Source organism: Cryobacterium frigoriphilum, assembly GCF_004403305.1.
GTDB lineage: Bacteria > Actinomycetota > Actinomycetes > Actinomycetales > Microbacteriaceae > Cryobacterium > Cryobacterium frigoriphilum.
This window is the reverse complement of record NZ_SOHE01000053.1, coordinates 275,173-287,461: the sequence shown is the minus strand read 5'-3', so window position 1 is coordinate 287,461 and position 12,289 is coordinate 275,173. Positions and strand designations below refer to the sequence as shown.

10 protein-coding genes are annotated in these 12,289 nt (G+C 66.9%); 1 reads left to right on the top strand and 9 read right to left on the bottom strand.

Annotated features, from left to right (window positions below; translation table 11 throughout):
• Nucleotides 1-34: 34 nt before the first annotated feature.
• The 6 genes from E3T55_RS13115 to E3T55_RS13090 form a co-directional block, all read right to left on the bottom strand.
• A complete protein-coding gene (locus E3T55_RS13115; protein ID WP_134519995.1) occupies nucleotides 35-697 on the bottom strand; it encodes a response regulator transcription factor in 663 nt (220 codons plus the stop codon).
• A gap of 65 nt (nucleotides 698-762) precedes the next feature.
• Complete coding sequence (locus E3T55_RS13110; RefSeq protein ID WP_134519994.1) at nucleotides 763-1,965, bottom strand: hypothetical protein; 1,203 nt, start codon at nucleotides 1,963-1,965, stop codon at nucleotides 763-765.
• Entirely contained in the window at nucleotides 1,962-3,131 is a 1,170-nt protein-coding gene (locus E3T55_RS13105; RefSeq protein ID WP_134519993.1) for a sensor histidine kinase, read from the bottom strand. The genes E3T55_RS13110 and E3T55_RS13105 overlap by 4 nt, the downstream gene beginning before the upstream one ends.
• 102 nt (nucleotides 3,132-3,233) lie before the next feature.
• Nucleotides 3,234-4,436 (bottom strand): homoserine O-acetyltransferase MetX, encoded by a 1,203-nt coding sequence (metX, locus tag E3T55_RS13100; protein ID WP_134519992.1) that lies wholly within the window; start codon nucleotides 4,434-4,436, stop codon nucleotides 3,234-3,236.
• A gap of 71 nt (nucleotides 4,437-4,507) precedes the next feature.
• Nucleotides 4,508-5,854, bottom strand: a complete 1,347-nt coding sequence (locus tag E3T55_RS13095) for a bifunctional o-acetylhomoserine/o-acetylserine sulfhydrylase (protein ID WP_134519991.1) — start codon at nucleotides 5,852-5,854, stop codon at nucleotides 4,508-4,510.
• A 115-nt stretch (nucleotides 5,855-5,969) separates the two neighbouring features.
• A complete protein-coding gene (locus tag E3T55_RS13090; RefSeq protein ID WP_134519990.1) occupies nucleotides 5,970-7,094 on the bottom strand; it encodes an acyltransferase family protein in 1,125 nt (374 codons plus the stop codon).
• 29 nt (nucleotides 7,095-7,123) lie between these two features.
• Between E3T55_RS13090 and E3T55_RS13085 the strand changes: the two genes are divergently transcribed.
• On the top strand, nucleotides 7,124-7,903 hold the full coding sequence (locus E3T55_RS13085) for an SDR family oxidoreductase (RefSeq protein WP_134519989.1): 780 nt from the start codon (nucleotides 7,124-7,126) through the stop codon (nucleotides 7,901-7,903).
• A 358-nt stretch (nucleotides 7,904-8,261) separates the two neighbouring features.
• Here the strand turns inward: E3T55_RS13085 and E3T55_RS13080 are convergent, their stop codons facing one another.
• The 3 genes from E3T55_RS13080 to E3T55_RS13070 are packed head-to-tail and all read right to left on the bottom strand — an operon-like array spanning nucleotide 8,262 to nucleotide 12,289.
• The gene (locus E3T55_RS13080; RefSeq protein WP_134519988.1) at nucleotides 8,262-9,890 is read right to left on the bottom strand and encodes a solute symporter family protein; all 1,629 of its coding nucleotides are present in this window, start codon (nucleotides 9,888-9,890) and stop codon (nucleotides 8,262-8,264) included.
• Nucleotides 9,887-10,285: a DUF485 domain-containing protein gene (locus E3T55_RS13075; RefSeq protein WP_134519987.1), complete on the bottom strand. Its 399-nt coding sequence runs from the start codon at nucleotides 10,283-10,285 to the stop codon at nucleotides 9,887-9,889. Before E3T55_RS13075 ends, E3T55_RS13080 begins: the two co-directional genes overlap by 4 nt.
• Nucleotides 10,286-10,345: 60 nt before the next feature.
• Nucleotides 10,346-12,289: an AMP-binding protein gene (locus tag E3T55_RS13070; RefSeq protein WP_134519986.1), complete on the bottom strand. Its 1,944-nt coding sequence runs from the start codon at nucleotides 12,287-12,289 to the stop codon at nucleotides 10,346-10,348.

Genomic DNA, 12,289 nt, shown 5'->3' with positions numbered 1-12,289 from the left:
GTACTGATATGTACGTTCGTACTGGTTGTGCTGGCTAGTCCGTCTGAAGCAGGATGCCGTCGTGGATGGCCCGCTTACGCAGGGCGACCTTGGTGCCGACGTCGTAGCCGGCCAGACGGTACTTCTCGCGAATGCGCTTCAGGTAGGACTTCGCGGTCTCTTCTGAGATGCCCAACTGGTAGGCCACTGCCTTGACCGGCTCGCCGGCACCGTAGAGCGCCATGACGCGGCGTTCCTGAGCACTCAGCCGGGGGGAACCCCCGTCATCGTTGGCCGAGGAATTGAGCGCGTAGTCCAACTCGGCCGAAATATAGGACTTTCCGTTGTAGGCCGCACGAATCGCGTCGACGATCATGCTGGCTTCCTCGCTTTTGACGAGGTAGCCCAGCGCGCCGGCGGCCAGGGCCTCGCGCACGAGGGCCGGCTCGGAGTACGTGCTCATGAGCACGGTCTTGACCCCGGTTGTCTTGAGCGTGGAGATCTTCAGGGACACCGGGATGTTGTCCTTGAGATCGAGGTCGAGCAGGACCACGTCAACCGGAAACTCGGGGTGCGTGAGCAGCTCCGGCCAGGTGGTAACGGCGGCGACCATTTCAATGTCGTCGGCCGCGCCGCGAATCCATTCAGTGAGAGCCCCCAGCAGCATTCGATGATCGTCAACGAGCGCCAGGCGGATGGGCCGGTGGGTGTTAGTCACTATCGGTGTGTTCGTCACTTATTGCCTCCTATATACTCAGCACCTTATCGCCAATTGGGTACCTTCTAGGCATCTGCGGGGTTATCCACGCTGCATTCGATATCAACTCGTAAACTGCCCTCGCGATTGGAGTCGACGTGCGGGCCGACCATGCGGATCGCTTGCCAGGTTTCCGGGTCGACTCGGCGTCTGCGCACACCCGTTGTGGTCAGCTCAATCGGAAAACGCACCTTCTGGTGGGTGGTGACTCCGTGCTGCGGCGCGATCGGTCCGAGGGTGAGTTTGACGCTCGTCGCACCGGCCGTGTCGCCCACCAGCAGCCAGATGGTGAGCAGCAGCGCGTCGCGCTGGGCGGGAGCCAGCAGCCCGGCCAGGCCCGTCGGATCAAACAGGGTGACGGCGGGGCCGAGAAACTCCGACTCGGTCACGGCATGGTGCAGCCAGGTTTCCGTGCGCCCCTCGATGAGGTGCAGGCGCAGCTGGGTGGCGAGACTCGCCGCCGTGTTGGCGGTCTGGGCGGCCAATGGCAGCGGCGTGCGCCCCTGGGCAACGTCGTCGAGCAGGGTCTCGGCGTCGAGGTCGAGTCGGGCGAGCTGCTCCGAGGCGAGCATGCCGACGGCGAAGCGCGGCTGGGACACCGTGCTCTGCACGAGTACCAGGTCGAGTTCGCGGGTCACCATGCGGCGAAAGGCTCGGGCGACGGCGACGCCGACGAACGGGGGAATGACGGCGAGGGCAATCGTGAGGATGCCGGGCGCGAGGGTGAGCGGGTCATCGCCGCGATCTTCGGTGGCGACCGCGATCGCGAGCACCAGACCGAGTCCGCTCGCCGCGACGAGCACCTGGCGGGCCTCACGCAGGGTCACCATCGACATCAGCAGGGCACCGACCGCGGGCGCCGCGGTGGGGTAGATTCCCTGCCCGGCCAGCCCGTAGCACCCGATCAGATCGAGGGCGACGACGAGGCCGCTGCCGGCGAGCACGGCGCTGAAGTACCAGGTTGGCATGGTGCTGGCGAGCCGCGGAGCCATCGTGTGGGTCAGAATGCTGAACGTGATCAGCAGCAGCCAGGCGCCGATGCTGGGCAGCGGAACGGGCTGTTCCACCCACTCCCAGATGAAGCGGCCGAACAGGAACAGGGCGACGCAGGCGCCGCTGAGGGTGAGGCCGAGGCCGAGGTGGCGCCCGCCCAGGCCGTTCTGGTCGGCCAGGACCGTATCGACGGTGTGGTCGCTGCTTCGCGCCGGGGGGCGGATGCGTCGGGTCATTTCGGTACCTCCAGCACGACGGTCGTGCCCGAGCCGGGCGACGAGAACAGTCTGGCGTTGCCGCCGACGTCTCGGAGCCGGGCGACGACGGATTCGGCGAAACCGAGCCGTTCGCTGCCGATTTTTCCGAGATCGAAGCCGACACCGGCATCCGTCACCATCGCACGCACGGTGGTCTCGTCGTCGGTGATCGTGACGTCGGCCCGTTTGACTCCGGAATGCCGTCGCACGTTCTCGAGGCATTCGCCGAGCGCGAGCAGGAACGAGTCGAGCACGTTACTGGGCAGCAGCACCTGCCCGCTGCCGTGCCAGTCGACCTCCAGGCCCATCCGGCCGAAGCGCTGGCGTACCGACTCGAGGGTGTTGCCGAGGCTGGATTCGGTCGCCGGCTCGAGCGTGTACACGCCGGATCGGCGCGGCGTTGGCAGCCCGCCGAGTCGAAGCTGGCGCAGCAGCCGGGCATCATCGCCGGCCTGCTGGCGCAGTGCGTTGGGGCTCACCCCGACGCCGGAGTGGGCGAGCAGGGTCAGGGTCGCCAGCACGGTGTCGTGCAGCAGCCTGGCGTCCTGGCGGCGCTGCGCTTCGAGTTCGCTCGCGTGCCGTTCGGCGCGATGGGCGCGCCCGATCGCGGCGATGCGGTGCAGCACCCGGGGCACGCTCTGACCGACCCACCAGCCGAGCAGCGCGGTGGCCAGCCAGCCCGTCGTGGCCAGCCAGAGCGGCAAGAGCGAGCTCGGGGCGAACATCGCCACGGCCACAATCACCGCGATGGTGCTGCCGAACAGGGCAACGAGCAGAATGATGCGCGCCCGACTGACGACGAGCACCGCGGCGACGGAACCCATGGCGCCGGCCCCGATCATGCTGATGCTCGACTCCTCGACGACGTTCAGGGCCTGACCGGGGTGGCTGCCGAAGCCGAGCAGCAGAATCGTCGCGAGCCCGGTCAGGACCGTGCAGAACACCCAGCGCAGCGCCCCGGTCTGCCCGAGCAGGTACTGGCCGCCGGCCATGGCGAGTACGAGCAGGATGCACGAGACGAGAACGTCACCGCCGACAGCCCCCGGCAGCATCAGGCACAGCAAAGCGGTCAGGGATCCGGCCAGACCGGCGTATTGCGCGATGCGGCGCAGCATCCGGTCGCGTTCCTTGAAAATGCGTTGCATCGTGCCACGTCCCGCGGTCAATGATGGTGTCAATGATGGAGGGTCCCGGAAAGGGACTCACCTGCACCATATCGGGATGTGCCCGTCTCGGGGAGCTGCAGGTTAGGGAAGCAGCCGGCGCAGCTGCTCGCTGACGGCCTCGGTCTCGATCAGAAAGCCGTCGTGACCGTAGGGCGAGGCGAGCACCACGGCGGATGTCCCGTCGAGAGTGTTCGCCACGTGCCGGGCGATCAGGTGCTGACCCTCAATGGGGAACAGGCGGTCGCTGTCGATGCCCACCACGAGGGTCTCGGCCTGGATCATGGACAAAGCGGATGCGACCCCGCCGCGACCGCGCCCGACGTCGTGGGAATTCATGGCTTCGACGAGCACGATGTAGCTGTTGGCGTCGAAGCGTCGGGTGAACTTGTTGCCGTGAAAGTCCAGGTACGACTCGACCGCGAAGCGGCCGCCCGAACCGAGGGGGCTGATCGGACTCTGCCAGTCGCGTTCGAACCGTGCGTTCAACTCGGCCCGGCTGCGGTAGTTGAGCAGGGCCATCCGCCGGGCGAGGGCGAGCCCCCTCGTGGGACCGTCACCGTCGGCGGCATCGTAGTAGTCGCCGCCGCGAAAGAGCGGATCGGTGCGCAGAGCCTCGATCTGCACCGAGTTCAGGGCGATCTGGTCGGCGGTCGTCTCGGGTGGTGCCGCGAGAATCGCGAGGCGGGCGACGCGTTCGGGCTGAGCGATGGCCCACTCGAGGGCGTGCATGCCGCCCATCGACCCGCCGACGACGACCGCCCAGCGATCGATGCCGAGGGTGTCGCTGAACGCGACCTGCGCGGCGACCTGATCGCGGATGGTGAGATAGGGAAACCGGTTTCCCCACTCGACACCGTCGGGGGCGAGCGACGAGGGCCCGGTGCTGCCCTGGCAGCCGCCGAGCATGTTGGGGGCCACCACAAACCAGCGATCGGTGTCGAGGGCGAGGCCGGGCCCGACGATGCCGCTCCACCACCCGTCGGTGGCGTGACCGTCGCCGTCGGGGCCGACCAGGTGGCTGTCGCCGGTGAGGGCGTGCAGCACGAGCACGGCGTTGTCGCGCTCCGGCGAGAGCGTGCCCCAGGTCTCGTAGGCGATTCGGGCACGCGGCAGGCTGCCGCCGGCCTCGAAGTGCAGGGCGCCGAGGGTGGCGAACCGGCGGTGACCGATCCGGTCGCCGTCGCGCCAGGCGCCCGTCGCCGGCGGTTTACCGATGAGCGAGCGCGCCTCGGCCTCTGTGACGAAGCTGGACGGGACCGTGTCTTCCGAAATTTGCCATTCCATGGGATTCCATTCTGGCGGGGGATCGGATCCCCCGCCGAATGTTACGTCTTCTGGCGGCAGGTCGGGCCGGCTCAGTCGGTGATGCCGGTGTGTGCGGCGGCTCGGGATGCCTGCGTCACGGCCGCCGCGGCGGCGAGCCCGGCCTCGAGGTCGTTCTTCAGGTCCGCGACGTTTTCGATGCCGACCGAGAGGCGCACCAGGCCGGGGGTGACCCCGGCGGTCAGCTGCTGTTCGGGGGTGAGCTGGGAGTGGGTCGTGGACGCCGGGTGAATGACGAGCGAACGAACATCCCCGATGTTGGCCAGGTGGCTGAACAGTGTCAGGTTGTCGACGAGCGCGCGTCCGGCGTCGACGCCACCGGTCAGTTCGAACGACAGCACGGCACCGACACCGAGCGGCGCGTACCGGTTCGCGGCCGCGTACCACGGGCTCGACGGCAGCCCGGCATAGTTCACCGAGGCGATGTCCGGGCGGGCCTCGAGCCATTCGGCGATGTCCTGGGCGTTCTGCACGTGCCGCTCGACCCGCAGGCTGAGCGTTTCGATGCCCTGGATCAGCTGCCAGGCGCTCGCCGGGGCGATTGCGGAGCCGAAGTCGCGCAGCAGCTGTACGCGGGCCTTGATGATGTAGGCGAGGCCGTCGCCGAGCACGGTCGTGTAGCTCGCACCGTGATACGACGGGTCCGGCTCGGTCAGCCCCGGAAACTTCTCGACGTTCTTGGACCACTCGAATTTTCCACCGTCGACGAGCACGCCGCCGATGATCGTGCCGTGTCCGCCGAGAAACTTGGTCGCGGAGTGCACGATGATGTCGGCGCCATGCTCGAACGGGCGAATCAGATACGGGGTCGCGATGGTGTTGTCGACGATGAGGGGCACGCCGGCGGCGTGGGCGACGTCGGCCACGAGCCGGATGTCGAGCACGTTGATCTTCGGGTTTCCGATCGTCTCCGCGAAGAAGAGCTTGGTGTTCGGCCGCACCGCGCGGCGCCACTCGTCTGCATCGTCCTGATCCTCGACGAAGGTGGTCTCGATGCCGAGCTTCGCGAGGCTGTATTTGAAGAGGTTGTAGGTGCCGCCGTAGATCGAGCTCGACGACACGATGTGGTCGCCGGCCTGGGCGATGTTGAGCACGGCGAAGTTGGATGCCGACTGGCCGGACGCGAGCAGCAACGCACCGGTGCCGCCCTCGAGGGCGGCGACCCGCTCCTCGACAACCGCCTGGGTCGGGTTCTGAATGCGGGTATAGATGTTGCCGAACTCGGTGAGGGCGAACAGGTTCTGGGCGTGCTCGGCGCTGTTGAACACGTAGGAGGTGGTCTGGTAAATCGGCGTGGCGCGTGCGTTGGTGACGGGGTCGGGTCGGGCGCCCGAGTGGATCTGCTTGGTTTCGAACTTCCAGGCGGCGGTGTCGCTCATCTGTGGTCTCCCTCGCTAACGAGCGAGGACCATCCATCGCTCCAGCTGCGAGCATAAACACGCCACCGACAGGGCACAATGGCGCCCGCAACACGGCGTCATCTGGGGCAGCGGTCTACTTGCGGTCGTGGTGGGGCAGCACGATCGTGCCCGTCGGCGTCGCCGCGGTTGGCCTAAACAGCCACCGGGCACGCGGTTCGACGAGGGGGCGACAGACCCGCTTCACGAGGGGCTGCGAGAGTGCGAGCGAAATCAGCACGCTCACCACGACGAGGGCCGGCAGCAGCCAGCCCGGCTGCGGTCCCTCGAGCAGCCCCGTCTCGCGCACCGGGTAGAGAACGAAGGTGTGCAGCAGGTAGATGTACATGGTCGCGGCACCGAGCGGAGTGAACCAGACCGCACGGCGGGGAATCAGCATGAGAAAAGCGACGATGAACGCGAAAGCCAGCAGCATCAGGCCCAGACGGATGCCGCCGGCCCAGATCTGGTCGTAGCCGATGAGGGCGTAGCCCTCGTCGTAGAGCAGAAAACTCCGCACCCTCAGTTCGCGCAGGCCCTCGATGAACACGGCACACACCGCATAGAGGGCGGCGAACAGCGCAATCGCTCCGGCGCGCCACCGCCACACCGTGCCGGCGCCCAGTTCGAGCCAGCGGCCGGTCAGGTGCCACTGGCGCAGTTTCCAGCCGAAGACGAAGAAGGGGAGCAGCCCGATCGTGCGCGACAGGGCAAAGGTACTGTCGATCTGGTCGACGTAACCGGCGCCGATCGACACGAGGATGCTGATCAGCAGCGGGTAGCGCAGCAGCACGAGGTAGGGCAGCAGGATGCGCCAGACCAGCAGGGCCAGCAGAAACCAGAGAGTCCAGGAGGCACTTGAGTAGTCGACCTGGAACGGTGCGCCGAGCAGCCAGCGGATGGTGGTCCAGATCGTCTCGAAGACGACGTAGGGAAAGACCAGGTCGGTCAGCAGTCGGTGCAGCTGCCGGGTGCCGGGCGGACCGGACTTGGCGAAGTATCCGCTGACGGCGACGAAGACGGGAACGTGGAAGGCGTAGATGAAGAGGTAGGTCGCGTACGCCGTGTCGGAGTCGCCGATGAGCTTCAGAATGGCGTGGCCAACGACCATCAGGGTGATCGCAACCCAGCGGGCGTTGTCCCAGAGCGGCACCCGGCGGCCGTGGCTCGCCGCGGCGGCGTGGGGCAGGAACGGGGGCGGGGTGACGGGAACGGCGCTCATCCGTTCCATTCTGCCGCCACAATGGGGGAATGGAAACTCGACGAGCGGTAGTGACCGGAGCAAGTTCTGGAATTGGAGCGGCCACCGTGCGCCTGTTCCGGGCGCACGGCTGGCAGGTGGTCGGCGTCGCGCGGCGGGCAGATCGGCTCGCGGCGCTCGCCGCCGAGACGGGGTGTGACGTCTTCACCGCGGATCTGACGCGGCAGCACGACGTGGACTCGCTGCGGGACTATCTCGCGGCATCCGGTGCCGTGCACGTGCTCGTCAACAATGCCGGCGGCGCGAAGGGTCTCGACTCGGTCGAGGCGTCGAGCATCGACGACTGGGCCTGGATGTTTGAGATCAACGTGCTCGCGGTGAAGCGCATGACGAGCGCGCTGCTGCCCCTGCTGCGGGCGAGCATCGCGGATGGCGGGGGTTCGGCCGATATCGTCACCGTCACCTCGATCGCCGGCCACGTCGCGTACCTCGGCGGCGGTGGCTACAACGCCGCGAAGTTCGCCGCGCACGCGATGACCGAGGTGTTGCGGCTCGAGCTGAACGGGGAACCGATTCGGGTGATCGAAATTGCACCCGGCATGGTCAAGACCGAGGAGTTCGGCCTCGTGCGCTTCGACGGCGACGAGGAGAAGGCCGCCGCCGCGTACGTCGGCGTGCCGAACCCGCTGAGCGCGGAGGACGTGGCCGAGACCATCGTCTCGGCGGTGGAACGCCCCGCCCACGTGAACCTCGACCTGATCACGATCAAGCCGGTGGCCCAGGCTGCCCCGACGCGCATCGCGCGCGGCGCGCTCGTCCCTCGCGCCTGACTAGCCTGCTGGGCCCGTGCCCATCCGGCACGTTCAGGGCGGCAGCGACGGATGTCGCGGGGCAGCTACCGCGCAGCGGCGCAACGACCGCGTTGCGCGCCCGGATGGCGGCTACGGAGGCGCCGTGGCGAGATGCGCGGTAGTAGCGCCGCAGCGCTGTAGGCGCGCCTACCGCGCTGCGGCGGTAGTACAGCGTTGCTCGCGCAGGGCGCGTGGCGCGACGGCGCAGGTGTGGGGATCGCCGCCTTCCGCCCGGTTAACGCCCGCGAGAGCGGGTGACTCGCCGCTGAGAGACTGTCTCAGCGACGATTCACCCGCTCTCGCGAGATCGTACGTGGTGCGGGTGGTGCGGGTACCTCTAGTGCTCCACGGCCTTTTCGGCGCCGTGGCCGGTGAGGGAGCGCACGGCCATTTCGGCGGCCAGGTGCGGGTCTTCACGACGGCTGCTGGTGACCGTACCGAGCCAGCCGAGGAAGAAGCCGAGCGGGATCGAGATGATGCCCGGGTTCTTCAGCGGGAAGATCGCGAAGTCGACACCCTCGCCGAACATCGACGTGGGCTCGCTCGAGAACACCGGGGAGAGGACGATCAGCACAACGGCCGAGGCCAGTCCGCCGTACATGCTCCACACCGCGCCGCGGGTGCTGAAATTCTTCCAGAACAGCGAGTACAGGATGGTCGGCAGGTTGGCGCTCGCCGCGACGGCGAAGGCCAGAGCAACCAGGAAGGCGATGTTCTGCCCCTGCACGCCGATACCACCAGCGATGGCGAGGATTCCGATGACGATCACCGTGCGACGGGCAACCTTGACTTCGGCATCGGGGGAGGCCTTGCCCTTCTTGATGACGCTCGCGTAGATGTCGTGAGCGAAGGACGTGGCCGCCGTGATGGTGATGCCGGCGACAACAGCGAGGATCGTCGCGAAGGCGATCGCCGAGATGAAGCCGAGCAGGATCGGTCCGCCGAGCGCGAGGGACAGCAGCGGGGCCGCCGAGTTCACGCCACCGGGAGCGGCGAGGATGGTTTCGCCACCGACGAGGGCAGCGGCACCGAAGCCGAGCACCAGGGTGAAGACGTAGAAGCCACCGATGAGCCAGATCGCCCAGACGACGCTCTTGCGGGCTTCCTTTGCGGTCGGAACCGTGTAAAAGCGCATCAACACGTGGGGGAGACCCGCCGTACCGAGCACGAGGGCGATCGCGAGGGAGATGAAGTCGAGCGGGTTGGCTCCGTAGGCGAGCCCCGGCGCTAGGATGGCGGCCGCGGGCTCGTGGGTGGAGTTCTCAACCGCGCTGGCCAGCACGGTGGAGAGGTTGAACCCGTTGAGCACGAGTACCCAGATGGTCATGCCGAACGCACCGATGATGAGCAGGAACGCCTTGATGATCTGCACCCAGGTGGTGCCCTTCATGCCGCCGACCAGTACGTAGACGATCATGAGCACGCCGACGACCGTGACGACGATCGACTGCCCGAGCTTGTCGTTGATACCCAGCAGCAGCGAGACGAGTCCGCCGGCGCCGGCCATCTGGGCCAGCAGGTAGAAGAAGCACACGGCCAGGGTGGTCGTGGCTGCGGCAACCCGCACGGGGCCCTGCTTGAGCCGGAACGAGAGCACGTCGGCCATGGTGAACTTGCCGGTGTTGCGCATCAGCTCGGCAACGAGCAGCAGGGCGACGAGCCACGCGACCAGGAAGCCGATCGAATACAGGAAGCCGTCGTATCCGTTGACCGCGATCGCCCCGACAATGCCGAGGAACGACGCCGCCGACAGGTAGTCGCCGGCGATGGCGAAGCCGTTCTGGGTTCCGGTGAAGGAGCGGCCGCCGGTGTAGTAATCCGCGGCACTCTTGTTGTTTCGACCGGCGCGAATCACGACGATCATGGTGACCGCCACGAAGGCGAGGAAGATCGAGATGTTCAGGACCGGGTTGTTCTCGGTCGTGGCCTCGACGGCCGCTGCGAGTTGTGCGATACGGGCGCTCATGACTTGGCCAATCCTGCAAGACGGTCGATTTCGGACTGTTCGGCCGCGGTCGGCTTTTCCATGGCTTCAAGCTTGGTGCGCATGGCGAGGCTGAGCGGGTCGAGGCGGCGGTTCGCGAAGGACACGTACCACATGGTGATGATGAACGTCGTGGCGACCTGGGCCAGCCCGAGCACCAGACCGAGGTTGATCAGCCCGAACACCGGGATCGCCATGATGGACGGCGCATAGGCCGCCATCAGGACGAAGCCGAAGTACCACACCAGGAAGAACGCGGTGAGGGGGAAGACGAATCGGCGGTGCCGGCTTTGCAGTTCAAGGAACTGGGCCGATTCCTCAACTTCGAGATAGTCGATCTTCGACTTTGAAGAGCTGACCGGTGTTGCGTCATTCATGGAATCTCCTGTCTTACATTGTTTGTCTAAAAAATGGGCATTGGGCACACGGGGCAAAGCTCAGGGTTGAACCTGTGGTGCGGCGGCGTGCACCGCGAGTCGAAGGGCATCGAGAACGGTGGGGTCCTCGATGGTCGGGGGAACCGTGTACGGCTCCCCGTCGACGATCTGCCGAATGGTTTTGCGCAGAATCTTTCCCGAGCGGGTCTTGGGGAGGCGTTCAAGAATGGTGACGTCGCGGAAGGCAGCGACGGGGCCGACGTGCTCGCGCACGAGGTTCACGAGTTCTGTGGCCAGGCGATCGTGATCGATGGTCTCGCCGGCCTTGAGGGTGACGAATCCGGCGGCACGCTGGCCTTTGAGAGCGTCGTGCACGCCGAGAACGGCGCACTCGGCAACGGACGGATGAAGGGTGAGCACCTCCTCGAGGGAACCGGTCGACAGGCGGTGCCCGGCGACGTTGATCACGTCGTCGGTGCGGCCCATCACGAACAGGTACCCGTCTTCATCGAAGTGTCCTGAGTCACCCGTAGCGTAGTAGCCGGGGAAGGCACTCAGATAGGCGCTGGCGAATCTTTCTTCGCTTCCCCATACCCCCAGAAGTGCCCCGGGCGGCAGCGGCAGACGGATGGCGATATTGCCGTCCTTGCCGACCTTGGTGACGGGCCTGCCCTTGGAGTCGAGGATCTCGATTGCGTAACCGGGTACCGGAACGGTGGCCGAGCCGGGTTTGGTCGGCAGGGCTTCGATGCCGAGCGGGTTGGCGGCGATGGCCCAGCCCGTCTCGGTCTGCCACCAGTGGTCAACGACCGGGCAGTGCAGCCCGTCATTCGCCCAGTGGAAGGTCTCAGGGTCGAGACGCTCGCCGGCCAGGAACAGGGCGGTGAGGCTCGAGACGTCGTAGTTTTTCAGTTCGAGAAACTCCGGGTCCACCCGGCGAATGGCGCGGATGGCGGTCGGCGCGGTAAACAGCACCTGCACCTTGTACTCGTTGACGACCCGCCAGAACGCGCCGGCATCGGGCGTGCCGATGGGTTTGCCCTCATAGATGACCGTCGTGGCGCCCGCCAGCAGCGGGGCGTAGACGATGTAGGAGTGGCCGACGACCCAGCCGACGTCGGAGGCCGCCCAGTAGACGTCGCCGGCGTGCACGTTGTAGATGTTGCTCATCGACCAGGCCAGGGCGACGGCGTGGCCGCCGTTGTCGCGCACGATGCCCTTGGGGTTTCCGGTGGTGCCCGAGGTGTACAGGATGTAGAGCGGGTCTTCGGAGCGCAGGCTGACCGGATCGGCCGGAGCCGCGGCATCCTCTTCGGCGGCCCAATCGAGCCAGACGGTCTCACCGGGGCCGGAGAAGTCGGCGGCGCTGCCCGGAATGGAGTCGCGGTCGCGCACGATCACGGTGCGCACCGATCCGGCGCTCAGGGTGAGGGCCTTGTGCACGAGGGGGAGATACTCCACGACGCGGCCGGGTTCGAGACCGCCGGAGGAGGTGACGATGACGGATGGGCGGGCGTCGTCGATGCGCACGGCCAGCTCGGTGGCCGCGAAGCCGCCGAAGACGACCGAGTGGATGGCGCCGATCCGGGCGCAGGCAAGCATGGCCACAACGGCCTCGGGGATCATCGGAAGGTAGATGATGACCCGGTCGCCCTTACCGACACCGTTGGCGCGCAGGGCCCCGGCGAATTTGGCGACGCGGCTCAGCAGCTGCAGGTAGCTGAGGGAGACTTTGGTGCCGGTCATCGCCGAATCGTAGATGAGGGCGGTCTGGTTGCCGCGGCCCGCGAGAACGTGACGGTCGAGGGCGTTGTAGCTCGTGTTGAGTTCGCCACCCGCAAACCAGCGGGCGGTGCCGGCCGCCACCGAAGCCGGTGTGGCGTCGAGCGCGGTGCGCGGCGGAACGAACCAGTCGATACCCTGTGCGGCTTCGCGCCAAAAAGACTCGGGGGAGTCGATGCTGCGCTGCCAGGTCTCGCGATAGCTGCGTGGTTCGTCGATCAT